The 25,336-nt window shown below is 65.7% G+C and carries 20 protein-coding genes; all 20 read right to left on the bottom strand.

Translation table 11 applies throughout. The features are described 5' to 3' along the window. Positions 1–12: 12 nt before the first annotated feature. On the bottom strand, positions 13–1,128 hold the full coding sequence (gene wecB / locus AM586_RS22965) for a non-hydrolyzing UDP-N-acetylglucosamine 2-epimerase (protein WP_047823249.1): 1,116 nt from the start codon (positions 1,126–1,128) through the stop codon (positions 13–15). A 53-nt stretch (positions 1,129–1,181) separates the two neighbouring features. After that, entirely contained in the window at positions 1,182–3,152 is a 1,971-nt protein-coding gene (locus tag AM586_RS22960; RefSeq protein WP_047823413.1) for an alginate lyase family protein, read from the bottom strand. Continuing rightward, a complete protein-coding gene (locus AM586_RS22955) occupies positions 3,152–4,198 on the bottom strand; it encodes a glycosyltransferase family 4 protein (protein WP_047823251.1) in 1,047 nt (348 codons plus the stop codon). Before AM586_RS22955 ends, AM586_RS22960 begins: the two co-directional genes overlap by 1 nt. Positions 4,199–4,309: 111 nt before the next feature. Further along, the gene (locus tag AM586_RS22950) at positions 4,310–5,635 is read right to left on the bottom strand and encodes a phenylacetate--CoA ligase family protein (protein ID WP_047823253.1); all 1,326 of its coding nucleotides are present in this window, start codon (positions 5,633–5,635) and stop codon (positions 4,310–4,312) included. 9 nt (positions 5,636–5,644) lie between these two features. Further along, positions 5,645–6,886, bottom strand: coding sequence for a glycosyltransferase (locus AM586_RS22945; RefSeq protein WP_047823255.1), 1,242 nt, complete (start codon positions 6,884–6,886; stop codon positions 5,645–5,647). 59 nt (positions 6,887–6,945) lie between these two features. Next, positions 6,946–7,800: a beta-1,6-N-acetylglucosaminyltransferase gene (locus AM586_RS22940; protein ID WP_047823257.1), complete on the bottom strand. Its 855-nt coding sequence runs from the start codon at positions 7,798–7,800 to the stop codon at positions 6,946–6,948. Between the two features lie 134 nt (positions 7,801–7,934). Next, positions 7,935–10,166, bottom strand: coding sequence for a heparinase II/III family protein (locus tag AM586_RS22935; protein WP_047823259.1), 2,232 nt, complete (start codon positions 10,164–10,166; stop codon positions 7,935–7,937). A gap of 349 nt (positions 10,167–10,515) precedes the next feature. Then, positions 10,516–11,286: a glycosyltransferase family 2 protein gene (locus tag AM586_RS22930; protein ID WP_082439486.1), complete on the bottom strand. Its 771-nt coding sequence runs from the start codon at positions 11,284–11,286 to the stop codon at positions 10,516–10,518. Continuing rightward, a complete protein-coding gene (locus AM586_RS22925) occupies positions 11,276–12,487 on the bottom strand; it encodes a glycosyltransferase family 4 protein (protein WP_082439485.1) in 1,212 nt (403 codons plus the stop codon). Before AM586_RS22925 ends, AM586_RS22930 begins: the two co-directional genes overlap by 11 nt. Next, positions 12,484–14,013: an oligosaccharide flippase family protein gene (locus AM586_RS22920; RefSeq protein ID WP_047823261.1), complete on the bottom strand. Its 1,530-nt coding sequence runs from the start codon at positions 14,011–14,013 to the stop codon at positions 12,484–12,486. Before AM586_RS22920 ends, AM586_RS22925 begins: the two co-directional genes overlap by 4 nt. Continuing rightward, positions 14,010–15,476, bottom strand: coding sequence for an O-antigen ligase (locus AM586_RS22915; RefSeq protein ID WP_047823265.1), 1,467 nt, complete (start codon positions 15,474–15,476; stop codon positions 14,010–14,012). The genes AM586_RS22920 and AM586_RS22915 overlap by 4 nt, the downstream gene beginning before the upstream one ends. A 9-nt stretch (positions 15,477–15,485) precedes the next feature. Then, the gene (epsI, locus tag AM586_RS22910; RefSeq protein WP_047823267.1) at positions 15,486–16,193 is read right to left on the bottom strand and encodes an exosortase-associated protein EpsI, B-type; all 708 of its coding nucleotides are present in this window, start codon (positions 16,191–16,193) and stop codon (positions 15,486–15,488) included. Continuing rightward, the gene (gene xrtB / locus AM586_RS22905) at positions 16,190–17,095 is read right to left on the bottom strand and encodes an exosortase B (protein WP_047823269.1); all 906 of its coding nucleotides are present in this window, start codon (positions 17,093–17,095) and stop codon (positions 16,190–16,192) included. Before xrtB ends, epsI begins: the two co-directional genes overlap by 4 nt. 1 nt (position 17,096) lies before the next feature. Beyond that, the gene (gene epsG / locus AM586_RS22900) at positions 17,097–17,966 is read right to left on the bottom strand and encodes a chain length determinant protein tyrosine kinase EpsG (protein WP_047823270.1); all 870 of its coding nucleotides are present in this window, start codon (positions 17,964–17,966) and stop codon (positions 17,097–17,099) included. 40 nt (positions 17,967–18,006) lie between these two features. Next, positions 18,007–19,416 carry a chain length determinant protein EpsF gene (gene epsF, locus AM586_RS22895; RefSeq protein ID WP_047823273.1) on the bottom strand — a complete coding sequence of 470 codons (1,410 nt, stop codon included), beginning with the start codon at positions 19,414–19,416 and terminating at the stop codon, positions 18,007–18,009. A gap of 218 nt (positions 19,417–19,634) precedes the next feature. Continuing rightward, positions 19,635–20,423, bottom strand: a complete 789-nt coding sequence (epsE, locus tag AM586_RS22890) for a polysaccharide export protein EpsE (RefSeq protein WP_047823274.1) — start codon at positions 20,421–20,423, stop codon at positions 19,635–19,637. Positions 20,424–20,456: 33 nt separating this feature from the next. Then, a complete protein-coding gene (locus AM586_RS22885) occupies positions 20,457–21,509 on the bottom strand; it encodes an EpsD family peptidyl-prolyl cis-trans isomerase (RefSeq protein WP_229411068.1) in 1,053 nt (350 codons plus the stop codon). A gap of 163 nt (positions 21,510–21,672) precedes the next feature. Next, on the bottom strand, positions 21,673–22,653 hold the full coding sequence (locus AM586_RS22880) for a GDP-L-fucose synthase (RefSeq protein WP_047823278.1): 981 nt from the start codon (positions 22,651–22,653) through the stop codon (positions 21,673–21,675). A 3-nt stretch (positions 22,654–22,656) separates the two neighbouring features. Beyond that, positions 22,657–23,772 (bottom strand): GDP-mannose 4,6-dehydratase, encoded by a 1,116-nt coding sequence (gene gmd, locus AM586_RS22875; protein ID WP_047823280.1) that lies wholly within the window; start codon positions 23,770–23,772, stop codon positions 22,657–22,659. 177 nt (positions 23,773–23,949) lie between these two features. Next, a complete protein-coding gene (locus tag AM586_RS22870; protein ID WP_047823282.1) occupies positions 23,950–25,329 on the bottom strand; it encodes an undecaprenyl-phosphate glucose phosphotransferase in 1,380 nt (459 codons plus the stop codon). Positions 25,330–25,336 lie beyond the last annotated feature (7 nt).

Raw genomic sequence — 25,336 nt, 5'->3', positions numbered from 1 at the left:
CTTTTCATCCTTTTATTCCATGAGTTCCTTCGCCAGGATCTCGACGATACGTTCGGCCGCCTTGCCGTCCCACAGGTGCGGCCGGCGGCCCTGCTTGCCTTCGCCGCGCAGGACCTTGCGCGCCTCCAGCATGATGGCGGCCGGATCGGTGCCGGCCAGCACGTTCGAGCCCTCGTCGACGGTGACGGGGCGCTCGGTGTTTTCGCGGATCGTCACGCAGGGCACGCCCAGCGCGGTGGTCTCTTCCTGCAGGCCGCCGCTGTCGGTCAGCACCACGGCGGCGTCCTTCCACAGGTTCAGGAAAGCCATGTAGGCCTGCGGGCCGGCCAGCGTGATGTTCGGGCCGAGTTCGATGCCGAACTTGTCGAGGTTGGCGCGGGTGCGCGGGTGCACCGGGAAGATCAGCGGCAGCTCGTTCGAGATCTCCTTGAGCGCGCCGGCGATGCGGGTGAAGGCCTCGGCATCGTCGACGTTGCTGGGGCGGTGCAGCGTGACCACGCCGTAGCGCTGGCCCGCATCCTGGCGCGCCTGCTTGAAAGCGCTGGTCTCGAAGCCCGAGGTATCGGCGTGGGCCAGCTTGTCGGCCTGGTACAGCACGTTGTCGACCATCACGTGGCCGACGTAGTGGACCGCGGATTCCGGCTTGCCTTCGCGGCGCAGGTGTTCCAGTGCGGCCGGTTCGGTGACGAAGAACCAGTCCGAGATGCTGTCGGTGACGAGGCGGTTGATTTCCTCCGGCATGCTCATGTCGCCCGAGCGCAGGCCGGCCTCGACGTGGGCGACCGGGATGTTCAGCTTCTTGGCGACGATCGAGCAGGCCAGCGTGGAATTCACGTCGCCCACCACCAGCACGGCGGCCGGGCGCTCGTTCATGCACAGCTCCTCGAAGCCGACCATGATCTTGGCGGTCTGCTGGGCATGGCTGCCGCCGCCGGCGGCCATGAAGACGTCGGGTTGCGGAATGCCGAGTTCTTCGAAGAACACATCGTTCATTTCGCGGTCGTAGTGCTGGCCGGTGTGGATGATCTTGTACGACAGGGTTTTAGGCGTTTGCGCCTGCAGCGCGCGCACGATCGGCGCGATCTTCATGAAGTTGGGCCGAGCACCTGCAACCAGATAAATAAGCATGAAACAAGTTCCCTAGTAATTAGTATGCAAACAACAATTTGAACAGCGGGGTATTAAAAAAACGTTATTGTAAACCTGCACTCGACTGGGACGGCGGACGATACGGTGCTGATCTTCAGCACGTCGCAAGGCTGCTTCGATTCATAGCAGCGCGAGTACCAGCCGAGCGGCGGATTCTCGTTGGCGCGCACCAGTTCCAGCTTGAGGTCGGCGCCGTGGGCGTGCATCTGCAGGGCGAAGCGCTTGCCGCGCACATGCAGGCCCGAGCTGTCCAGGCGCACCGACAGGCCGGGCGCGAAATGCCAGAACAGCTCGACCTGATGATGTTTCTTGGCAGCAAACTCATCACGCACCACCAGGCTCGAGGTGGCGGCGTCGAAGCGCACACTGCGCATGTGGCGTACCGGATCGGCCAGGCGCTCGTAGCCGTCGTGCGAACCGCGGAAATCGAATTCGTGCGGCGACTGCGGCATGCGCTCGATGCTGGCCCGGGCCTTTTTCAGCCACATGAAGCGCCCGCCCGAGACCGACTGGTCGAGGCCGTCGATACGCACCGTGTTGTGGGCCGAGGTGCCGCGGAAATAGTCGCGCCACTTGTGCTCCTGCCAGTAGGAATAGGTGCCGGGGTCGACCAGGCATTCCTCGCCGCCGAGCGAGAGGTTCAGCGCCAGCGCGTCCGCATGGCCGTGGGCGGCGATCCCGAGATAGCCGAGCGGGCCGCAATCGACCATGCCCTTGATCTCGTTGGCTTCGCCGAAGTGGGAGCCGAACAGCAGGTAGCCGCCGTCCGGGAAGGCCCAGCCGGTCTCGGATTCGTGCGGATCGGCTTCCGGGCGCTTGCCCGGCAACGCGTGCAGCAGCCAGCGCACGCCGGGATGTTCGGGCACATAGCTGCTCTCGTGGCGCCGCAGCACGGCGTCGCCCAGGGCCAGCAGCTGGGCCGCGCGGTCGCTGCCCGGCGCATCCAGGCGGAACACGATGCCGTCGTCGGCGTCGCCCACCATCGGCACGTTGCCGCCGACGTCGCGCAGCGAGCGCAGGAATCGCAATGCGCGCTGCAGGCTGGTCCAGTAGGCGCGCGAGAACGGATGGCCGCAAGCCTGCCCGACCAGGCCGGCGACGAACAGGAATTCGCTCGAGAAGATGTGGTAGGCAAAGGCCTGCTCGCGGTTCACGCCATCGCGCGAGAACTGGGCCTGGACCTCGTGTTCGAGTTCGCGCCGGGCCTGTTCGAGCCAGGCGCCGGACGACTTCCAGCAGGGCCAGACCGAGGCGCCGACATACAGGCCGGCCAGTTCGCCGATCAGGTGGTTGTTGGCCGAGGAGTGCCGCGAAAGATGCCGCGCGATCGCACTGCAGTGGGCGTGGATCGAATCGAGCCAGTCGGCGCGCAGGCGCTCGCCGTCCTCGCCGGCGAACAGGCCGCTGTTTTCGCCGCCGATCATCTGCCAGACCAGGCTCCAGTTGATCAGGCGGATGCCCAGCTCCAGCGAGCTGCTCCAGTTGGGGCCGGTCAGCGGCGGGCACTGGTCGAGCCAGCTGCGCAGCTGCTGGTGCAGTGCGTGCAGCCAGGCGACGTCGTTGGTGATGGACCAGGCCTGGGCCAGGCGCACCAGGTGCAGGTGGCGGTTCAGCTCCCAGACGTGCTTGATGTCGCCGACCAGCTCGCGGTTGGTGATGGCGATGTCGCCGGCATACACCGAGGGACCGGTGACGCCGCTTTCCGGATCGCGGTTCCAGAGCGGCGGCATGCCGACGTCGAAGCGGCGTTCGGCGAACAGGACCACGTGGCCGGCGCAGATGCTGTCGGCATCGGCCAGGAGCAGTTCGCGTTCGGCGCTGGACAGGGCGGGCGCGCCGGGCACGTTGAAGGTGCGGGCGCGCGGCAAGGGCGGCGCGGCGCGCGGCCTGACCCGTTTCGCCACCCCCTTCGCCGCCGCCTGCTGGATCCGGTAGCCGACCTCGGCCACCGACATGCAGCGCAAACGGTTCACCAGCCACGTCACGCCTGTCGCTTCGCTCATCATTGTGTCCCCGCCAATTCACGGTAGAGCGCGGACAACTGCCCGCACACCACCTCGGTTGAGTAATGTTGCTCAATCGTTGCACGCGCACGGCACGCCAGCCGTGTGCGCAGGGCGCCATCGCCCAGTACCTGTTCCAGCTTTGCTGCCAAAGCCCGTTCGTCGCGCGGCGGCGCCAGCAGGCCGTTGTCGCCGTCGACGATGGTTTCCGGAATCCCGCCCACGCTGCTGGCGACCACCGCCCTGCCCGCCGCCATCGCTTCCAGCATCGACATCGGCAAGCCCTCGGCATGCGAGGGCAGGCAGAACACGGCGGCGCGCGCCAGTTGCGCATCGCGCTCCCCGGGGCCGAGCCAGCCGGGCAATTCGATGCGGTCGGCGATGCCCAGCTCGGCCGCCCGCGCGCGCACCGCGCCGGCGTCGCCCTCGCCGCCGAACACCAGCCGCAGCGCCGGGAAACGCGGCGCCAGCCGGGCGCCCGCGCCGAGCAGCTCGAACACGCCCTTGGCCGCTTCCAGCCGGCCGAGGAACAGGATGCGCTGCGGCTCTTCCGGAACGCCGGACGGCGCCGGCAGCGGCACCGAATTCGGCACCACCGCCACCTTCGCCTTCGGCGCAAAGCCGTGCACGAAATCGGCCCAGCCGTTCGACAGCGTGATCACGACCGAGCTGGCTTCCAGTGTGTGGCGGATCCAGCGCCGCATCAGGCTGCCGGCCTCGACGGTCGCAAACTGGCGGAAACCGCCGCCATGCAGGTGAAAAATCGTCTTGCAGCCCGCCAGGCGGGCGATCAGCAGCACGATCGACTTGCGCACGAAGCTGGCGCGCGAGGCCGCATGCACGTGCACCACGGCCGGATGCTGGCCGAAGCAGGCCAGCAGGGTGTGCCAGAAGCCGGACAGCGCGCCCTTCGCCTTGACGGCGGCCGGGCCTTCGCGGTGGGTGGCGACATAGCGCACCCGCTCGCGTTCGAACAAACCATGCTGGCGCAACCCGGAAACCACTGCCGCCACCCCGCCCTTGCCTTCGAGTGCGGTGCCGACCATGAGAATCCGTGGCGCCCGCGCTTTCACTCGCCGTTCTCCATCGCCGTTCCCTGTTTTGTCGCCTGCTGTTGTAACAAAATACACGCTCTTATTAAACGGGCAATGTTTCGATCATACATCATGAATTTCCGGTGGTGCGCACAGTTCGCCTTCCTTTTCGACAACGACGAACTCGAATTTGCCCCGCGGGCCGCGCGGAATCGCGCCGACCTGCTCCACCCTTACCTCGACGCCGGGGACGCGCAGCAGGAATTTGTCGACCATGGCGCGGCTGTCGGCCTCGCTCCAGCCCTCGGCGGTCACCACCCGCAGCACGAAACGACCGTTGCCGCGGTACGACACCTGGCCCTCGACCAGGTGCTTGTCATGGCCCTGGAAGATGCGGTCCAGGCGCCCGATCATGCGGCCGTCCGGCAAGGTGATGACTTTTTCCTGGCGTCCCAGCACGGCCTTGATGGTCGGGAACACGCGGCCGCAGGCGCAGGGCGCGCCGTCGCCGGGCTCCACCGTATCACCGGTGCGGTAATGCACCAGCGGCATCGCCAGGTTGTTCAGGCCGGTGCCGACCAGTTCCCAGGCCTTGGCGTTCTCCGTTTCGAGCAGCGCGACGCCGCTGTAGTCGGTCAGCACGTGGTAGCTGCCGTGTTCGCAGGTGCCGATCGCGGCCACCCGCTCGGACTGGCCGTACCAGTCGAACACGCGCACGCCGAACGCCTGCTCGACCGCCGCGCGCACTTCCGGCTCCATCGTTTCGGACGAGGTCATCACGCCCTTCAGCGCACGGCCGCCGTAGCGCCGTCCGCGCGCGTTCAGCCAGGCCGCCAGCGCCGCGATCGAGGACGGGTAGGCGTGGATCACGACCGGCTCGAAGGCTTCCAGCGCGGCGATATAGGCGCCGATGCTTTCATTGGACAAGTGGTACGAGGACATCATCAGCATATTGCCGACCCAGTCGCGACACCAGTAACGGCCGTCCGGCGGATGGTCGGCGCAGACGATGTCGCCGCGGATCCAGGCGCGCGGCTGGCCATGCTGCCAGCCGATCCAGCGCAATTGCCGGTAGACGAAGCCCTCTTCCCGCACCATATTGCCGAGCGACTGGACGATGCTCAGCGGCGTGCCCGAGGTGCCGCTGGTCTTGATGGTGGTGCGGATCAGGGAACCGAAGCGGCGCGGACGCAGCAGGCGCTCGGGATGCTGGCGCAGCTCCTGTTTCGTGAGCAGCGGCGTGCCGGGCGCCAGGTGCGGCAGGCTGAAGGGATCGCCGTCGAGCGCTACGCCGACTTTTGCGGCGCGCCGCTCGACGTAGCGCGCCAGCTTGTGGCGCGAGTACTCGTTGCCGGCCAGGGCGGGGTAGACGAAGAGGCGCCCCCAGAGGTTACGGACCAGCTCACGCCCGAGCGAACGCAGGGAAAACTTGAGCGAGCGGGTCCACATCGTTAAGAGCTACTCCGTCAGGATTTTTTTGTAAATTCTTGCAACATTTCGACCCAGAATATCATATGTCCGATGGGTTTTTACGTACGTTGGGCCACGCATCGCAAACTGCCGGGCCAGTTCCGTATCGTTCAGCAAAGCCAGCGTGGCGTCGGCGAAAGCGCGGGCTTCCATCGGCACGCACAGGCCCGCGCCGCTCTCTTCGATGACGAGGCGCTGGTCGGGGATGTCGTTGGCCACGCTGGGAATGCTCAGCGCCAGGTATTCGACCAGCTTGGTCGGCGAGGAGACGTCGAACAGGGTGCCGCGCGGGATCGGCGACAGCCCGACCTCGGCCCGCACCGCATAGCCGAGCGCGGTGCGCTGGGGCAGCCAGCCGGTCAGCAGCACGTGTGCGTCGAGCCCGCGGGCGCGGATCTCGCGCCGCATCCAGGCCATCTCGTCGTCGGACGGCGCATCGCCGGCGATCACCAGCAGCACGTCCGGCACGGCCTGGCGCAGTTCGGCGGCCACGTCCAGCAGGAAGTCGGACTTGCGCGACTGCGCGATGCGCCCCAGGTAGAGCACCACCCTTCTGCCGTCCAGGCGCGCGTCATCGACCGGGGCCACGCTCGCGCGGTCGAACAGCGCGGCGTCGACGCCCATCGGCACCGCCGTCATGCGCGCGCGGTCGAAGCCCTTGGCGGCCAGCCAGTCGGCCATCGCATCGCTTTGCACGAAGATGTGGCGTGCGCCCGGCAGCACCAGCTTGTAGATCGCCAGGCGCGAGGCCCGGGCGCGCAGCGCGTGCGCGGCCCACTTCAGGCGGCCCTTCAGGCTGCGCTCCTGGCGCGCGATGTCGTCGCGGCGGACTTCGAAACCTTCGACGATGGGGAAGGACATCCAGTAAACGAAGGGCACGCGCAGCAGCGCGGCCATGATGCGGCCGAGGACGCCGCTGGCGATCTTGTCGCGCACCTGCAGGCAGTCCGGCCGCTGTTCGCGCAGCGCGCGGCACAGGCCGAGGAAATCCCACAGCGGCGAGCAGACGCTGGCGAAACGCGAGCGCAGGCTGCCCACCACATGCATGCCGCCGGCCGCCCAGGGCGAACCGGGCGCATCGGCCCCGCCCTGCCCCACCAGTTCCGTGTACACGCCGTAGCGCGGCATCTCGGCGCCGAACAGGGTCAGCACGTCGGCGCGGATGGGTGGCAGGGGATCGCGGACGATGAAGGCGATCGACAGCTTCGGTACAGGGGCTTGGCTTGGCATGGGCCGATGATAACGTAGGGTGGGCATACCATGCCCACGCAAAAGCCAACAGTACGCGATCAGGAACCGCGCAATGCCAGCAGCCGCGGCAGCAGCCCCGCGCTCGCCCGGCTGTCGATCTTGCGGCAGAAATGCGCGGTCGAGGCGGCGATGCGTTCGAAGTCGTGCTCGTCGAGGATCTTGGGGTTGCGCGCGCCCTGCTCCGGCCACTGGATGTAGCGGAAGTTCTCGGACAGCACCCGGTCCCTGAAGCGGGAATTCATCACCAGGGTCTGGAAGAACATCTCGTCCGGGCAGGACACGCTGCGGAAGAAACGCAGGATGCCGGGCTCGCGCCGGACGCGCGCCAGGAGCTCGCGCACGCAGTCGCGCGACAGCGCCCACCACGAGGAACCGCCGTAGGGCTGCAGGCCGGCCGGCAGGCGGCGCCTGAGGCCGCAGGCGCGCATCGCGCGGTTCGCCAGCGAGCAGGCCAGGCGCGCCGGCCTGCCCGCTTCATCGCGGTAGAAGTACTGGTAGCGGTAGTCGGCCGCCCACTGGCCGGCTTCGCGGCCGATCGCCACGGTATCCAGCAGTTCGTTTTCGCGCAGTTCCGCCAGCGCCGCCTTCAGCGCGCTGTTGGACAGCAGCGGGAAGTCCTGGGCGCTGAGGAACAGCACCTTGTCGAATTCGGGCGCCTCGACCACGATCTGCGCGAGCGAGTTGAGGGTCGCCTGCACCTGGCTGAAGCAGCCCCAGTGCACGGCGACGCGCTCATGAATCAGGCGCGCGGCGGGATGCACCTCGGCGGGATCGATGGCGCCCTTGGCGTCGAGGTGCACGTAGATCAGGAAATCGTCATCGCGCAGCTGCTCGACCAGCGCGTTCAGCTGGGCGGGATCCTTGTGGGCGGCGATGAGGAATACCTGTTTCATGCATGCCTGTTGGTGCGCAGCGAAAAAAAAGTCCTTCGCGGCGCCTGCCTGCGAAGGACTTCGGCCGCGCGCCGAGTGTAGCACGGCGGGCGGACTGCCCGGCTGACGCCAGGCTGAGCCGATGCTTAGTTGACTTAGTTGATCGTGATGCTCTGGCTGCCGATGGTAACGGTGCGGCCGGTGCCGCTTGCCGCGACCTTGACGGTCGGACGCTTGCAGCCGACGTCCATCAGCACCAGGAACTCGCCGACCGACTTGCCGTCGTTCTTCAGGTAGAAGGCGCCATGGGCTTCGGTCACGCCGGCCTTCGGGGCCGGACCGGTCCAGGTCGCGAAAGGCGCATTGCCGTTCAGGTCGCGCAGGCAGACCGACTGGCCGTTGATCGCGACCTTCACGCTCGACGGGCTCTCCACCGTGAACGCCACCGGGGCGTGGACGTTGAACTCGTAGGTGTGCGGGACCACGGCCGACAGCTTGTCGCGCACCAGGATCGCATTCTGGGCCTTCAGGTACCAGGTCTGGCGCTTGGCCATCGTCAGCTGACCGCCGTAGGACGGGGTCGCATCGCCTTCCGCGTAGTCGTAGTTCGCATTCACCGCCCAGCCGGTGATCTTGCCGTTGCGCTGCAGCTGCTCACGGTAGCCGTCGACCAGCTGGCCCTTGCCGCCGTCGAAGGTGACTGCGTTCTGCGACTTGGTCTGGTGGTACCAGTCGGTCCAGTACGGCGAACCGTACCAGTCGTACCAGCCGGCCTTGACCAGCAGCGGCTGGCCGCCGGACGACAGCAGGAAGCCGTTCTGGTCGCCATGGCTGTGGTTGAAGGAACCGTAGGGGCTCGACTTGAAGTAGAACGAGGTGCGGTTGGGGTTGCCGATGTCGCTGTGGATCGCGACCCAGCCCGTGCTCGGGTAATACGCTTCATTCGACGGCGGGGTGAACACCGTGTTGCCGGCGATCGGCATCGGGTACGGCGCCTCGAGCACGGACATGCCGTCCTCGATGCCCGGCAGCTGGGACTGGTACCAGTTCGCGCGCGGATTGACCATGCGCTGGGCGAAGGCGTGGAACACGCGCGGGTCCGGCTTGGTGTCGGAGCCGTCGCCGAAGGCATGGACCTTCGCGCCCGGCGGGGTCAGCATCATGGCGAAGTCGAGGAAGCCCAGGGTCCAGGGCTTGGCGTACATGTTCACGCCGCTCGCCTGGTTGATCGAATCCCACAGCGCGACCATGTAGCCGGCCGCGTACTCGGCATAGGCGGTGCCGTTGGCGTAGCCGCCTTCCGGTCCGGCCCACGGCGACGGGGTGTTGACGTAGGCGCGGAAGCAGAAGTCGAACCACTTCTGGGCATCCGGAATGTCGTCCAGCGCCAGGCTCGAGATCAGCGACATGAAGATCATCAGGGTGTTGCCGTGCGAATCGAACGGGTACTGATCGAGACGGCCGTTGTCGCCGGCCAGGTTGCTGAACATCTCGTTGGTGCGCACGCGCACGATGTCGAGCCAGCGGTTACGGCGCGTCGCGTCGAGGTCGCCCGGCAGCATGTCGATGGTCTTGATCAGCGACAGCGCGATCTGGCGGGTGGCCTGGTCCTGGTTGGCGTAGCTGGTCGGGCCGGTCGGGGTCAGCGAAGCGAGCTGGTCGCCGCGCTTGATCGCTTCGTTCAGGAAGACCGGATCCTTGCGGATGCGCCACAGCAGGGCCGCGGCTTCCATCTGGCGGGTGGCTTCGTTGATCTTGTTGCGCACGTCGGTCTGCTGCGCGGCCATCTGCGCGGTCAGCGGCGCGGAGATCGCGATCGGCCAGCGCGCATCGCTGAGGTTGGGCAGCACGCCCATCTGCAGCTTGACCTCGTTGGTCAGCCGGCTCAGGTAGGGCTCGAGTTCGGTCTTCTTGGCCGTGTTCCAGGTCGAGTACGGCGTGGTCGACGACGGCAGCGAGCGCGGACGCGGCTTGGCCGAGATACGCGCACGCAGGGTGGCGTTGTCCGGCACCTCGAACACGGTCGACTTGCTGGTGATCGAGAACGAACGCGGGGTCGACCAGTCGGATCCGCCGGCCGGGCGCACGCGCCAGGTGTAATTGCCGAGGGCCAGGGCCTTGGTCGGCAGGTACCAGTTACGGTCGACGGTCGCCGTCACCGGTGCACCGCCGGCGGGCGTGATCTCGATCACGTAGCTGGCGGGACCGCTGGGGTAGCGTGCCCAGGCGAAGCCGGGCGGGTTTTGCGCCTGCACCTGGCCATTGGCCGGGGCGGGCTGGACAACCAGGGGATCGGTGGATTGCGCCCAGTCGGCGCGCGCGCTGAACGAACAAAACAGCGACGTCAGGGCGACCGCGAGGACGATTCCTTTCCGATGAAATTTCATGTGGGAGCTCCGAGAATATTAACCAAGACTTACAAGGGGTGACCCGTCGGCATGGCGCCAGGCGAATTCGGTAAAGCGCGCTTTTTGTGAGTGAGAAGCGCTGATCTGTTCCGAATAATAGTACCGCACATCAATTGATTTGCGGAAAATTTCCCTTAGAAATCAAAGATTTTTTCCCGTGCATCGCGAAAATCCAACGCGTGTAAGGACGTCTCCTCAATGCCAATATTTACAAGAATACAAAGTTTGTTTTTTAACTGAAAAGATAGTTTGGAAACTCAGAGAGCAATCCGGCAAACTTGCCGGATCGACCACAACTTGTCACCAACAGTTTCAGTCAATGCGACGCTCAGTGTGCCGCTTCTGCGCGCAAGGCCCGCATCCGCTTCATGTAGCGCAGGCAGTAGATCCCGAAGGCCAGCGGCGCCCGGCTCATATAGCGTTTGCGCACTTCGAATTCTTCCTGGCGCGCCTTGATCTTGTTGGCCGAGGACACGCTGCCCGCATGGTCGCGGAAGATGGTCAGCGGACGGTCGACGGTCGCCGGGCGGGCGATCTGGCCCAGCCGCAGCCAGAGATCGATGTCCATCGCATATTTCAGCTTTTCGTCGAACATCCCGACCCGGCCAAAGGCGCTGCGGCGGATAAACACGGCCGGATGCGGCACCGAGGCATGTCCGGCGGCGAAGGAGCGGTAAGTGAAGGGCAGCACCGGATAAGGCGGAATCAGTTCGCCGTCCTTCAGCACCTGCACGCTGCCGAACACCCAGTCCACGCGCTCGCTGGCGAAGCGTTCGGCGACGGTGGCCAGCACGTCGTCGCTGGCATAGTAATCGTCCGAATGCAGGTGCGCCACATATTCGCCGGTGGCCGCTTCGATGCCCTGGTTCATGGCGCGGCTGATGCCGCCGCCGACGTCGCGCAGGACGCGCTTGCGGCCCGGGTAGGCGGCGATCATCTCGAGGGTGCCGTCGGTGGAGCCGCCGTCGACGAAAATGTGTTCGACATCCTGGCAGGTCTGGCGCTGCACCGAGGCCAGGGTGTCGGCCAGGGTGGCGGCGCTGTTCCAGGTGCAGGTGACGATCGAGAAGGTAGGCTTGGTGCTCGTATTATTCTGCATAGAAGTCCAGTATGCGTGGAATGGCGCTCGACACGTCCATCGGGAAGGAAGCCGGGAGCGGCACCGTCACTGGCGCACGTCCCAGCAGCTCGACCAGCCGCTCCACCAGGCGCGGCATGGTTTGGGCCAGCCCAAGCTGGCCGTCGTAGTATTGGTAGGTCGCCAGTTCCGGCGTGCCGCCGCGCGCCAGCGCCAGGCAGGGCTTGCCCAGCGCCAGTGCTTCCAGCACCGTGGTGGAACAGGCTTCCTCGCAGACCGAGGGCACGACCAGCACGTGGCTGCGCGCCGACAGGCGGATCACCTCGTCGTAGGGCTGCCAGCCGAGGAAGCGCACCTGCGGTCCGGCATATTTCGCCTCCAGCGCGGGGCGCAGCGGGCCGTCGCCGATGATGGTCACGCGCGCATGCTGCGGCAGCCAGCCCTGGACCTGGGCCAGGAATTCGCCGAAGCCCTTGCCGGAATCGATGCGCCCGACCAGCATCACCTCCCCCGTGCGCACCTCGTGCGGCGCCGCCGCATGCTCGCGCAGGTGGGAATACCGGATGAAGTTGTGGATCACGCGCGCGCGCGACAGGTCGGCATCCGGCACCGCGCGCAGGAAGGCGCGGCGCAGGAAATCGGACACGAACACCGTCTTGTGGCGCGCGAAGGACTCGGCGGTTTCGGAACGGTAGCGCCGCACCGCGAGCCCCGACACCGTGCGGCGCAGTCCGTTCGGCGCCGGATGGATACAGGCCGCGCAGTCGCGCACGTCGCGCGTCTCGCACACGTGCTCCTGCCTGAAGCGCAGGTGGGTCACGCATTCGCTGCCCTGGTCGTGGCGGCTCTGCACGAAGTTCACGCCGTCCGGCACATAGCGTCCCGCCATCGGCAGGTGGCCGTGATAGTGCACCACGTCGTACTTGCCGGCCACGCGCAGGAGGGCGCGCGCCACGCGGCGCGCGAACCAGGGACGCTTGACCGGGTTGAAAAAGCCGAGCTGGGATTCCTTCCAGCCCGGACGCTCGAAGCCGAAGCCGGGCAGCAGGCGCCCGCGAAAGCCGATCTCGGAGGCGCTGTCCGCATGCAAGCGGTCGCTGCGCCCCATGATGTCGACCTCGTGGCCCTGCTCCAGCAAGGCGTTCGACAGGGTGACCACATGCTTGCCTAGGCCGCCGATCTGCGTGCCCGGCAAATCCTCCGAAACCATCAGAATCTTCAAACCGTTTTCCTCATCGACAATAGACCTTTCACGCGGGACCAGGCCAGATCCTTGTCGCCCTTCTCGATCACGAACAGCATGCCCCAGGCGAACAGCAGCGCCATCGTCAGCAGCACCAGCAGCACCAGGTCGAGCGGACCGCCGTCGAACAGGCGGTTGCCCGCGTTGGCGACGACGGCCACCAGGCCGACCCCGAACACGCTCGGCAGATAAGCCTGGCGCGCCAGGTCGCCGAGCCGCGCCGGCACCGTGCGGCCGTGCACGGCGACCAGGAAGGCGCAGGTCAGCAGCACCGAGGCGATCAGGTGGGCCCAGGCCGCGCCGGCGATGCCCCAGCCGTCCACGCCCAGGTAGACCACGACCAGGCCGAAGGCGGCCCGCGCCAGCGCGAACATGCCGGAAAAGCGCGGATGGCCCATGCCGTCGTTCACCAGGGACGGCAGGCTGGTGAGCGAATCGATGAACTGCGACAGCGCCATCACCGCCAGCACCACCTGGCCGGCGCGCGCGAATTGCGGGTTCATCCAGTAGTACAGGATCTGGTAGGAGAACACGGCCACCAGTACCAGCACCGAGGCGTTGATGAACACGACATAGCGGCTGGCCTTCAGGTACAGCGTGCGCAAGCGTTCCAGCTCGCCGCGCGCGGCCAGTGCGCTGGCGGCCGGGAAGAACACCCCGGACAGGCGGTAGGTCAGGCTCAGGATCCGGTTCGCCAGGGTCGAGGCGACCGTAAAATAGGCCAGGCCGGTCACGCCGACCAGGGCGCCAATGATCAGCTTGTCGGCATAGGCATACGAGAGCGTGGCGAAGCGGGACAGGAAAGAATAGGCGGAAAAGCCCAGCAGCTCGCGCCGGATCGTCGCGCCCGGCTTGCGCCAGGCCAGCCCGGGCAGCAGGCGCCGGATGCAGCGCCACAGCACCACGCAGTTGACGGCGCTCGTGATTACGCGCAGCAGGATCACTTCGAACAGGCCGTAGCCCATCATCAGCACCGCCACCGTCAGCAGCGGCACGCCAGTCCCGAACACCATCTCGATGCGGCTGGCGATGTCGTAGCGCATCAGCGATTGCGGGATGCTGTTCAGATAACTCTGCAGCTGGCCGAGGAAGAAGCCGAGCGCCGCCAGCTTGAGGGTGGCGACCGCCTCCCCCACCAGCTGCGGCGGCACCGAGAACACGCGGGTCACGAGCAGCCGCGCGCCGAAGAACAGGCCCAGGCCGCCCAGTACGCCCAGCAGCGCGTACACCGACAGGCCGAAGAACACGGTCTCGTTGATGCGGTCCTGGGCCTCGCAGTTCTCCCGATTTGCGTTGAAGCCGGCGATGTACTTGACCGAGCCGGCGGTGACGTTGATGTCGATGACGGCGAAATAGCCGACGATGGCGGTGACCAGCGAATACACGCCGTAGCTTGCGTCGCCCAGGCCCTTGACCACCAGCGGCACGGTGCCCAGCGCCACCAGCGCGGGGATGACGGCGCCGAGCAGGTTGGAGAAGGCGTTGCGGAGCAGGCTCAGGTTCATGAAAGCGAGGCGTGCGCCGGCACCAGGTTGACGTGGCCGCGCTTTCTCTTCTCCACGATCGCCTCGGCCGACGACTGCTCGCGGCATACCGCCATCGCCACGTAAGGCAGGGCCAGGCAGATCGCCAGCATCTGGGTCGTGCGCACCTGCGGGAAAGGCGTGCCGACCAGCAGGTCGGGCAGCATGAAGGCCAGCCCGGCCGCACCGGCGGTCGCCAGGCCGAGCAGCTCCGGCGGCACCGAGCGCAGGGCCCGGCGCGTGAAGGCGCAGAAGGCCCAGATCGTCCCGCCCAGCAGGATCAGGCCCGGCAGGCCGGCCTTCAGGGCGATGTGCAGCACCCCGCTATGCAGGAACAGGCCGCCGTCCTGGCCGGCCTGCCAGGAAATCTGCTGGTAGCCCGAGTAGCGGCCCCAGGTGCCGATGCCGGTCAGCGGATGCGAGAAGAAGTCGGCCAGCGCGAACTTCAGCTCCATCACGCGCTCGCTCTCGCTGCCGAAGCGCTTCGACTGCATGTCGAAGAACAGGCTGGACAGGCCGTGGCCGGCGCCCTTGGTCTGGCCCAGGCGCCGGAAGGCCGCGACCAGCAGGCCGGCGCCGACCACCGGGGTGCCGAGCACCAGCAACTGGATGCGGCGCTGCATCGGGAAGCGCATCATGATGATCAGACCCGCCAGCACGAAGCCGATCCAGGCGCTGCGGCGGTAGGACAGCACCACGCATATCGCGGTCGCGCCCAGGGTTGCCCATTCGACCAGGCGCCAGAAGCTCGAGCGCTGGGCCTTCACGACCTGGAACAGGTGGACGGCGGCGATCGCGAAGGCGATGGTGCACAGCAGGCTGTCGTTGATGTCGAAGAAGGTCAGCTTGATCTTGATCGCATTCATGTTGGCGTATACATTGTTCGGGTCGCCCTTGAACACGGCCCAGCGCACCAGGCCGAACATTGCCCGTCCGAGGCCGGCCAGCATGATGAAGCGCGACAGCTCGATCGCATCCTCGCGGGTGCGGAAGGACAGCACCATCAGCGAGACCAGCGGCGCCATCCAGACGATGTTGGAGAAGCCGGACACGGCCAGGATATCGGCCAGCTTGATGTCCATGAACAGGCCGACCGCGACGTGGCCGCCCAGCAGCAGCATCCAGCCCAGGAACCAGGGCCGCAGGTTGCAGGCCGGAGTCGGGTAGCGCTGGAAGTTGGCCGACACGCGGGCGCAGCACCAGAATGCGAACATCATCCAGAACAGCAGCACGCCCGAGCCGCGGGTGTAGATGCCGGGCGTGCCCATGGTCGCCAGCGAGCCGTAGTTGGTCGAGTTCTTGAAGAAGTACACCAGCATGTAGGCATAGGCCAGCCAGCGCGGGCGCACCATGCCGACGCCGGCGCCGATCACCGCCAGCACGCACAGCAGCGCGACGACGATGAAGGGCAGCGAGGTATAGACGTAGAGGATGAGGTTCTGCATCGGCGCGCCTTATCCGTGGCTGGTGGCCGCGCCCAGCAGCCGGCTCCTGGCCTGCGGGTCGACGGCGGAGAGCATCTGCTTGACGAAGCGGTCCTGGACTTTATAGGCGCTCGTCTCGTCCGCCTCGATGGTGGAGACGCGCACCAGCATGCCGTCCGGAATCCGGCCCGACAGGCCGTACATGAAGCGCTGCAGTTTCTGGTCGAGTCCCGACATCACGGCCTTGTCGCCGATCGTGATCCAGTAGGTGATCGGTTCGTTGCGCGCGTTCTGGCGCGCCACCAGGCGCTTGACCGGCAGCTTGCCGAAGCCGGTCGCCAGCTCGTCACGGTGGTCCTTGACCATGTCGAAGCCCTGCGCCACGTAGCAGACCTCGGGCAGGTGCAGTTGCAGCTGCTTGCTCTGGTCGCCGCCGTAGGCGATCGACAGCATCACGCGCTGTCCCTGGGCGTTCACGTAGGTGCGCGACAGGGTCTGGTCATAGAGCGCCGCGATCAGCTCCTTCTGGGTCGGGTCCGGCGTCAGCGGCACCACGCTGGTGTCGACGGTCCAGCCGGCGAAGCTCTTCGGGATCATCGTCTCGAGGCTGAAATTCGACCTGGCATCGGACACCTTCTGGGTCGGCGTCAGGGCGCCGGTCAGGGCCGTGGTGCCGGCCATCGCCACGCCCAGCACCACGCTGGCCATGAACCGGGGGGTGAACAGGCTGCGGTTCATGCGGCCTCCTTGGTCCGCAGCGGCGCGCCGGCGGCTTCCCTGCGGCGGATATACCACTGCAGGGCCGAGTCGATCGCCAGGATCAGCGTCAGCGCGGTGACGAACAGCACCATGCCGGCGAAACCGTGCAGGAAGCCCTGCCCCGCCGCGTCGCCGAAGTAATAGGTGATCAGGGTCAGCACAACCACGCGGATCACGTTGGCCGAGAACGAGATCGGGACGATGAACAGGGCCAGGCCGATGTTGCGGAAGGCCGAAGGATGGCGCATCAGGTTCAGGTAGAACAGGCCCAGCGCTTCCAGCGTCAGCAGGGTCTGCAGGCCGGCGCAGGCGTCCGCCACCAGCAGCTGGTACTGGCCGATCTGCAGGATCACGCCGGAACGGCTGATCGGGTAGCCGAAGGCGAACAGGACGTGTTCGGTGGCCCAGGACACGGCCATCTTCATCGGCATCGTCACCGCGGCCACGAATTCGCTGGGCAGCGGCACCATGAAAATCATGAAGAAGAAGGGAAACCACAGCACCCGCAGCGAGCGTCCGCCGCGCTTGACCAGCAGCACCGCCATCATCACCAGGATGATCGACAGGACTTCCAGCATCAGGATTTTCTGCGAGCGGCCCAGCATGTGGGCCAGCAGGCCGATGACGAAGATGGGCCAGCCGAGCCAGTTCGTGCGCGGCGGCGTGGTCGCGTCCAGCATCTCGGGCCACTTGCGGTAGATCAGCCACAGCGCCAGGCCGAAGATGATCGGGCCATGGCCCTGCTCTTCGCCGACCCAGGGGCCGGTGAACAGGTCGTAGAAGGTCGGCGCGAACAGCACGGCCAGTCCCGCCAGCACCGGCCACCATTCGGGCAGCGCGGCGCGGATCGATCGCATCGAACGCATGGCCAGCGTGTTCATCTCAGAACTCCATCACCACCGAACCGAGGATCTCGCAGCCGGCATCGACGAGGTGCTCGGCGGTGCGGCCGATGTGCGAGATACGGGTGTAGTTCTTGCGCGTGACCAGCAGCGCGCCGCCGGCGCGGCTGGCGACCGCGATCGCATCGACCCCGGCCTGGAACGGCGGCACGTCGTACAGCACGACGTCGTAGCGGCTCTCGAGCATGGTGTTGAGGTTGCGGAAGCCTTCGCGCGCCAGCAGCTCCTGCGGATTCGGCGGCAGGGTCCCGGACGGCATGACCGACAGGTCGACGAAGGCCGGCACGCGCGCGATCACGTCGAGGTCGGCGCGCCCGGCCAGCAGGTCGGACAGGCCCTGGCGCGGCTTGATCGCGAACGCATCCTGCTGGCGCGGGGCGCGCAGGTTGGCGTCCACCAGCAGGGTCTGCTCGCCGAGCTGGGAGAACACGATCGCCAGGTTGGCGGCGAACAGCGCGGCGCCATCGTCCTGGTCGACGCCGACGATCGCCAGGGCGCGGCGGCCGCGCGCGAACCAGCGCAGCATCAGCTGGCTGCGGATCGCGCGCAGCGATTCGACCTGCGGCGAGAACGGCTCGTAGGCGGCGATCAGCTTGGGCGACAGGCCGGCCTGCCCTTTCTGCAGGTAGGGATACGAGAACTGGCGCGCGAGCACCTGCTGGATATCGTCCTCGCTCACCAGGCCGAGGCGTACGGCCGCTTCGCCGAAGCGGATCCCGGTTTCCTTCTGCATGCGCAGCACGCGTTCGGCATCTTCCGGATTGAGCTTGCCGGAATCGAGCAGGAGCGCGCCCATGCTCATTTCGGCGGCATGGTCGGCGGGAACGGCGGATAGCATCGGTGAATTCATGGTCGGTCCTCGATCAATTCTGGGGCTTCGATTCAGCGCATCAGTTCAGGCGCAACAGGCGGCGTGGCGTCATCAGGGAACGGATGCCGCCCGCGCGCGCGCGCGCCGGCTTCCATTCGATGGTGCCGAGCACCGGGATGCCCAGCATGTCCTTGACGTCGCTCGGCGAGCGCACCGGACGGTTCAGCAGTTCCAGCAGCAGGGCCAGGCCAACGCCCAGCACGGTGCCGGCCAGAATGCCGACCAGGGTATTGAGCAGCACGCGCGGACCGGACGGCTGGGTCGGCGGCACGGCCGGGTTCAGCAGCGAGATGTCGGACTGCTCGGACTGGGCTTCGATGCGGGTCTGCGAGAAGCGCTGCGAGGCGGCGTCGAAGGCGCGCTGGGCGCTGTCGAGGTCCTTCAGCAGGACGCCGAGTTCGTCGCGGGCGCGGTTCAGCTCCAGTACCTTGGCCTTTTGCTGGGCCACGGCTTCGCGCAGCTCGGATTCGCGCTGGCGCATCACCTGGGCATTCGCGCCGACGCTGCGCGAGACGGTGCCGAGGGCGGCGTTCAGCTCGCCGCGCACCTTGTCCAGCTCGGCCTTGGCGGCCATGTATTGCGGGTGATTCTTGCCGTAGCGCTGCGAGGTATCGGCGAACTTGCCTTCGGCGGTCGCCAGGTTGGCGCGCATCTGCTGGATCAGGGCGTTGTTGGCGACGTCAGGCGAGCTCAGGGCGGAGCCGGCCGCGGCCTGGCGCGAATTGCCTTCCATCGCGGCGGCCTGGGCCTGGACCAGCTGGGCCGACAGCTCGTTCAGGCGCTGCAGTTCGACGTCCACGCGGTTGTTGTCGAGGCTGACGATGCCTTTTTCCTGCTGGTACTTGGACAGGCGGGCCTGGGCCGCTTCGAGGTTGTCGCGCAGCTGCTTCGTCTGTTCATTGAAATACGACGATGCCTTCTTGGCCGGCTGGGTTTTCAGCTGCACGGTGATCTTTTCGTACTCGTCGGCGAAGGCGTTGGCGACCGCCGCCGAGAATGCCGGATCGGCGCCTTTGAAACTGATCTCGACCACCGAGGATTCGCGCGACGGCACGATCTCGAGCTTCTTCAGCAGCAGGTCGGCCAGCCAGTCGCGAACCGAGCCGCGCCCTTCATTGGCCTCGTTGAACTGCTGGATCACGGCCGGGCTGCTGGCCAGGTGCAGCGCATCGACCACGCGCAGCGCCACGTTCTTGCTGCTGATGATGTCGATCTGGGTAGCCATGTAGCCCGGCAGCAGCTGGCCCGGCATGGTCAGGCCGGTGAGCGGATCCACACCCTTGTAGTTCAACAGAACGGAGGCCGTCGCCTTGTAGGTCTTGCTCTGGATCAGACTCCAACCCAGGGCCAGTGCGACCGTCACCAGGAGGGTCGACAGGATGATCTTCTTCCGTGCAAGCAAGATCAGCAGGAATTGATGGACGTTCATGTTGAACCTTTTTCAAAACGGGTGGAACAAAAAACCCAGCTAAACAATTACCCAAAAACTTAGAAACAAAAAACTATCCGCACACCACCAGCGTATCGGGGCTTCGAGAAACCGTAGCGAGCGGGCTCAGTTTGGGTCGAGAAGCGCAGCCGTACTTACGGTACGGCGAGCATCGCAGACCCAAAATGTGCCCGCGCAGTAGGTTTATCGACGCCCCCTCAGAACCAGGATTCCTTGACGGTGATGACATCGTCCATCTGCACGAGGTCGTCGTTCTTCACGTCGATCGTATGGGCGACGCCGTTCGCATCCTTGCGGGTAACGCGCAGGCCACGCTGGGTGCCGCGCTGGGTCAGGCCGCCACCGGCCGACACGGCCTGCTGCACGGTCATCGCACGCTCGACGCGGAACGGACCCGGACGGTTGACTTCGCCCGTGATGTAGGCGCGCGGGGCGCGTTCGACGAAGATGATGTCGCCGCCGGCGACTTCATAATCGCGGTTCAGCTCGCCCTTGCGCACCATGTCGACGATATCGATGGTTTCGCGGGTGGTCTGGCCGTTGCGGGTGCGCACCAGGCTGACCATGTCGCTTCCGTCTGCATTGACGCCGCCGGCAATGGCCAGCAAATCGAGCACCTTGCGCTTGCCTTCCACCGGATAGCGGCCCGGCCGGTTAACCTGGCCCAGCACCGACACCTGCTGGCTGGCCAGCGTGGTGATCAGGAGGTTGACCTGGGCCTTCTTCAGGTAACCGCCCTTCTCCAGCAGGCCGCCGATCTTCTTTTCGGCCTGCTGCGTGGTCAGGCCGCCCACCTGGACCTCGCCCAGCAACGGGAAAGTCATGCTGCCGGCTTCCGAAACGCGGGTTTCGGTGGCCAGGTCCGGGCTGCCGTAAACCGAGGCCTTGACCACATCGCCCGGGCCGAGCACCACCTCGGCGGCGCTGGTGAATCCGGCGGCCAGCGCCAGGGTTGCTGCGATCATCCAGTGTACGAGTCGTTTCATTTCTGTTCCCTCTTTTTATCAATGTTGAACGTGTCACTTCAGCCCGGCGACGCCACGGTCGAGCGCTGCCTTGTCGGTGCTGCCGTCGGCAGCGGCCGCAGGCGCCTGGGTGGCGCCGGCCGCGTTCGGCGTTCCGGCGACCGGCGCCTCGGCGCCCGCCACCGCACTGGTCGGGGCGCCGCCGGCCGGCAGCGTCGGTGCGGATTTCGGATCGGGCATCATCGACTTGTTCAGGTACTCGATCTTGGCGCTGGCGCGCAGGCGCTGCAGTTCTGCCGCAGCCATCTCCTTGTTTTTCTTGTTCATCAGGAACTGCTCGATCTGCGGGGAAGCGACCGCCAGCGTCACCGGCGCATCCTTGACTTCGTTCACGGCGATGAACATCGCGCGCGGTCCCTCCTTGACCACGAACAACTGGCCTTTCGGCATGCCCAGCAGCTTGGACGAGAGCTGCGGCGGCACGTCCGCGGTGCTGCGGGTGATCTGGGTACGGCCATACTTGACCTTGTGGGCGTCCAGCCAGACCGCAACCTCTTCCAGCGACTTCGCGCTGTCGGCCGCGCTGCGCACTTCCGGCGTGAGATCGTTGGCGCCGATCACGATTTCGCTCATGCTGAACTGCTTACGGTTCGAAAAGAATTCCGGATGCTTGTTGAAGTAATCTTCCACCTCCGCCGAGGTCGGCTTGCCCGGGTTGCCCATACGCTTTTGCAGGTAGGCCTGGGCGATGATCAGCGACTTGGCGCGGTCGATCGCCTGCATGACCTTGGGGTCACGGTCGAGGTTTTCCTTGGCCGCCGCCTCTTGCAGCAGTTGGCGGTCGATCAGGACTTGGAGCAGCTGCTTGCTGGCCGTGTCCTGCTGGGCCGCCGTGACGCCGGCGCGCTGCAGTTCCTCGTTCAACTGCAGCACCGTGACTTCTTCGCCGTTGACGCTGGCCAGCGCCTGCCCCGGTTTTTTTTCCTTCGCCTTGTCGCCGCACGCGCTCAAGGTTGCCGCAACCAGGATCAGCGCGGCGCACAGCACGCGCTTCGGGGTAGAGGGAGAAGATGTCGTTTTCATGGCAGCCAGGTGGTATGTGTTCAAGATAGTTTCCTTGGGTTAGTGGGAACTCTTTTTATGCCGGGAGATCGAAACCTCCTAAGGTTCAGTCTGCTACTGATGCATTCTGGGTGCCGCACGCTTGGGATTCTGTACGTCGGCTAACACTCAGCCTTAGCCTTGCGTGCGTCCCCGCCTGGAGCCCGGCTCACGCCGCCGCCCTGTTCTGGCCGGCTTCCACCAGCTCGACGAAGGCGGCGTAGGCCCGCTGCAAGCCTTCCTGCAGCGGCGTGCTGGCCTGCCAGCCGAGCTGCTTCAGCTTCGAGACGTCCAGCAGCTTGCGCGGCGTACCGTCCGGCTTGCTGGTGTCGAAACCGATGCGTCCGCGGTAGCCGACGGTCTCGCCGACCAGGCGCGCCAGCTCGGCGATGGTGACGTCCTCGCCGGTGCCGACGTTGATGTGCGAATGCATCGGGTCGGTGTACCTGGCGTAGGTATCGTGGTCGAGGTTCATCACGTGGACGCAGGCGGCGGCCATGTCGTCGACGTACAGGAACTCGCGCATCGGCTTGCCGCTGCCCCAGATCACGACTTCCGGCGCATTCGCCAGCTTTGCCTCGTGGAAGCGCCGCATCAGGGCCGGGATCACGTGGCTGTTTTCCGGGTGATAGTTGTCGCCGGGACCGTAGAGATTGGTCGGCATCACGCTGCGGTAGTCGGTCCCGTACTGGCGGTTGTAGCTTTCGCACAGCTTGATGCCGGCGATCTTGGCCATGGCATAGGGCTCGTTGGTCGGCTCCAGCATGCCGCTCATCAGGTACTCTTCCTTGATCGGCTGCGGCGCCATGCGCGGATAGATGCAGGACGAGCCCAGGAACAGCAGCTTCTGCACGCCATTGGCCCTTGCCTCGTGCACGACGTTGGCCTGGACCATCATGTTGTCGTAGATGAAGTCCGCCGGATAGGTGTTGTTGGCGTGGATGCCGCCCACCTTGGCGGCCGCCAGGTAGACCTGGTCGATGTGTTCGGCGCGGAAGAATTCGCGCACCTGCGCCTGGTCGGTGAGCTCCAGTTCCTGGTGGCTGCGGGTGACGATATTGGTATGGCCCTGGGCGCGCAGGATGCGCACGATGGCCGAGCCGACCAGACCGTTATGGCCGGCGACGTAGATGCGAGGCTGAGTATTCAACGCTTACTCCATTGAAATTGCAACGTTGTAACCATGCGATGCCAGCAGCTTGTGGCGGCGCGCCGTGTCCAGGTCGCATGCCACCATTTCCTGCACCATCGCTTCGAAAGGGGTGCGGGGCTCCCAGCCCAGGCGCTCGCGCGCCTTGCCCGGATCCCCCAGCAGCGTATCGACCTCCGTCGGGCGGAAGTATTGGGGATCGATCGCGACGATCGGTTGCCCTATCACAACCCCGGGTGCCTTATCGCCCGTCACGGAAGCGATCACGCCGCGCTCGTAGACGCCCTCGCCCTGCCAGGCGATCTCCATGCCCAGCTCGCGCGCGGCAAGCTCGACGAAGGTGCGCACCGAGTACTGGCGGCCGGTAGCGATCACATAATCTTCCGGCTTGTCCTGCTGCAGCATCAGCCATTGCATCTCGACGTAGTCGCGCGCATGGCCCCAGTCGCGCAGCGCATCCAGGTTGCCGAGGAATAGTTGCTGCTCCAGGCCCTGGGCGATGTTGGCCAGGCCGCGCGTGATCTTGCGCGTGACAAAGGTCTCGCCGCGGCGCGGCGATTCGTGGTTGAACAGGATGCCGTTGCAGGCGTACATGCCGTAGGCTTCGCGGTAATTCACCGTGATCCAGTAGGCGTACAGCTTGGCGACCGCATACGGGCTGCGCGGATAGAAAGGCGTGGTCTCGCGCTGCGGGCTCTCCTGCACCAGCCCGTACAGCTCGGACGTCGAGGCCTGGTAGAAGCGGGTCGTCTTTTCCAGGCCCAGGAAGCGGATCGCCTCCAGCAGGCGCAGCGTGCCGAGGCCGTCGACGTCGGCCGTGTATTCCGGCGACTCGAAGGACACCGCCACATGGCTCATGGCGCCCAGGTTGTAGACCTCGTCCGGCCTGACTTCGCCCATGATGCGATTCAGGTTCGAGGTATCGGAAAGGTCGCCGTAATGCAGGAAGAAATTCTTGTTCTCGACGTGGGGATCCTGGTAGATGTGATCGATGCGCCCGGTGTTGAACAGCGAAGCGCGCCGCTTGATCCCATGTACCTCATAGCCTTTCGAGAGCAGCAGTTCGGCAAGATACGAGCCGTCCTGTCCGGTCACTCCTGTGATCAGCGCTTTTTTCATGTTCTTGCTTGCCTTTCAGGTAGCAGGCCGATCATGGCCTGCCCCTTAAAATATTGCAATCTCATCAATTATTCTACGCAGCCCAACCAGCCCCGCAAGCGCCGATCCGATTGAATGCGCCCCTTTAAGTCGTCCTTAAGATGAAATCCCCAGAGGGATCTCAAGACTGTTTCCCTTTTAAAATGCGTTCTCCCGCGTCAGCACCACCTTCACAGTCTTGAGCACGATCCAGAGGTCAAGCCACAGCGACCAGTTGCGCAGGTAATCGAGGTCGTACTGGACCCGCGCTTCCATCTTGTCCAGCGTGGCGGTTTCACCACGCAGGCCATTGACCTGCGCCCAGCCGGTGATCCCCGGCTTGACCTTATGGCGCAGCATGTATCCCTTGATGACCTTGCGGTATTGCTCGTTGTGCGCCACCGCATGCGGGCGCGGACCGACGATGCTCATGCGCCCCTGCAGCACGTTGATGAACTGCGGCAATTCGTCGAGCGAGGTGCGGCGCAGGAAGCCGCCGATCCTGGTCACGCGGCCGTCGTTCTTCTGCGCCTGGGTGACGGTGGCGCCGTTTTCCATCACCGACATCGAACGGAATTTGTAGACGATGATTTCGTCGCCATACAGGCCGTAGCGGCGCTGGCGGAAGATCACCGGGCCTGGCGAACTCACCTTCACGGCGGCCGCCACCACCAGCATCAGCGGCGCCAGCATCAGCAGGATCAGCGAGGCCAGCACGATGTCGGAGGCGCGCTTGATGGTGCTGTTCAGGCCCATGAACGGGGTCTCGCAGATGGCAATCACCGGCATGCCGCCGACGTTGTCGAAGCGTGCCTGCATCAGGTCGAAGATATAGACATCGGGCAGGAAATAGACCGAGGCCGTGGTGTCCTGCAGTTCGTCGATCAGCTTGCGGATGCGTGGCTGGGCCGAGATCGGCTGGCTGATGAAGATCATCTTGATGCCGTGCTGGCGCACGTACTGGGCCAGCTCCTCGGTCTTGCCGAGCATCGGGTAATGCATGCTTGCCGGAATGCGGTCGTCGGTGCGGTCATCGAAGAAGCCGCGCACCGCCATGAACAGGTTCGGGTGCTTTTCGACCACGCGCGCGAACTTCAGTCCGACGTCGTTCACGCCGACCACCACCACCGAGCGCACCTCCTTGCTCCTGCCGGGCGAATTGGCCAGGCGCGCCGCGATGTGGCTGCTCAGCAGGATGGCCGGCGTGGCGATCGCCCAGCCCATCAGCACGCGGCCGTCGTAGTAGTACTTCAGGCCGCTGGATGAGCCGAGGAACCACAGCACCGCGAGCGTCACGCCCCAGCCGAAGATGGTGTCGCGCGCATACGCCCACATGCGCCCGCTGCGCCAGGTGCGGTAGGGGTCGATGTGCTGGTACACGGCCGACGAGATGAAGAAGGCCAGGATCATCAGCACCAGCATGTAGCCCGAGAAGGGTTCGTGATACAGCAGTGCGGACAGGTACAGCGTTCCCATGATGATCAGGGGATCGAGCACCCGCTGGAAAAACGATATCAGTGGTATGTCATTGACCGTCATAGGAACC

It is taken from the genome of Massilia sp. WG5, from assembly GCF_001412595.2.
Taxonomy (GTDB): domain Bacteria; phylum Pseudomonadota; class Gammaproteobacteria; order Burkholderiales; family Burkholderiaceae_D; genus Telluria.
The sequence above is the reverse complement of the archived record's forward strand: the minus strand, read 5'-3'. Positions and strand labels throughout refer to the sequence as shown.

Excerpts from the sequence above, each read along its gene's own strand:
- wecB (WP_047823249.1), bottom strand. The coding sequence starts at position 1,128 with ATGCTTATTTATCTGGTTGCAGGTGCTCGGCCCAACTTCATGAAGATC.
- epsE (WP_047823274.1), bottom strand. The coding sequence starts at position 20,423 with ATGAAACGACTCGTACACTGGATGATCGCAGCAACCCTGGCGCTGGCC.
- AM586_RS22960 (WP_047823413.1), bottom strand. The coding sequence starts at position 3,152 with ATGAGCGAAGCGACAGGCGTGACGTGGCTGGTGAACCGTTTGCGCTGC.
- epsG (WP_047823270.1), bottom strand. The coding sequence starts at position 17,966 with ATGAATTCACCGATGCTATCCGCCGTTCCCGCCGACCATGCCGCCGAA.
- AM586_RS22920 (WP_047823261.1), bottom strand. The coding sequence starts at position 14,013 with ATGAACCTGAGCCTGCTCCGCAACGCCTTCTCCAACCTGCTCGGCGCC.
- epsF (WP_047823273.1), bottom strand. The coding sequence starts at position 19,416 with ATGAACGTCCATCAATTCCTGCTGATCTTGCTTGCACGGAAGAAGATC.
- epsI (WP_047823267.1), bottom strand. The coding sequence starts at position 16,193 with ATGAACCGCAGCCTGTTCACCCCCCGGTTCATGGCCAGCGTGGTGCTG.
- gmd (WP_047823280.1), bottom strand. The coding sequence starts at position 23,772 with ATGAAAAAAGCGCTGATCACAGGAGTGACCGGACAGGACGGCTCGTAT.
- xrtB (WP_047823269.1), bottom strand. The coding sequence starts at position 17,095 with ATGAACACGCTGGCCATGCGTTCGATGCGATCGATCCGCGCCGCGCTG.
- AM586_RS22955 (WP_047823251.1), bottom strand. The coding sequence starts at position 4,198 with ATGGTCGGCACCGCACTCGAAGGCAAGGGCGGGGTGGCGGCAGTGGTT.
- AM586_RS22950 (WP_047823253.1), bottom strand. The coding sequence starts at position 5,635 with ATGTGGACCCGCTCGCTCAAGTTTTCCCTGCGTTCGCTCGGGCGTGAG.
- AM586_RS22945 (WP_047823255.1), bottom strand. The coding sequence starts at position 6,886 with ATGCCAAGCCAAGCCCCTGTACCGAAGCTGTCGATCGCCTTCATCGTC.
- AM586_RS22930 (WP_082439486.1), bottom strand. The coding sequence starts at position 11,286 with ATGCAGAATAATACGAGCACCAAGCCTACCTTCTCGATCGTCACCTGC.
- AM586_RS22915 (WP_047823265.1), bottom strand. The coding sequence starts at position 15,476 with ATGCAGAACCTCATCCTCTACGTCTATACCTCGCTGCCCTTCATCGTC.
- AM586_RS22940 (WP_047823257.1), bottom strand. The coding sequence starts at position 7,800 with ATGAAACAGGTATTCCTCATCGCCGCCCACAAGGATCCCGCCCAGCTG.
- AM586_RS22935 (WP_047823259.1), bottom strand. The coding sequence starts at position 10,166 with ATGAAATTTCATCGGAAAGGAATCGTCCTCGCGGTCGCCCTGACGTCG.
- AM586_RS22870 (WP_047823282.1), bottom strand. The coding sequence starts at position 25,329 with ATGACGGTCAATGACATACCACTGATATCGTTTTTCCAGCGGGTGCTC.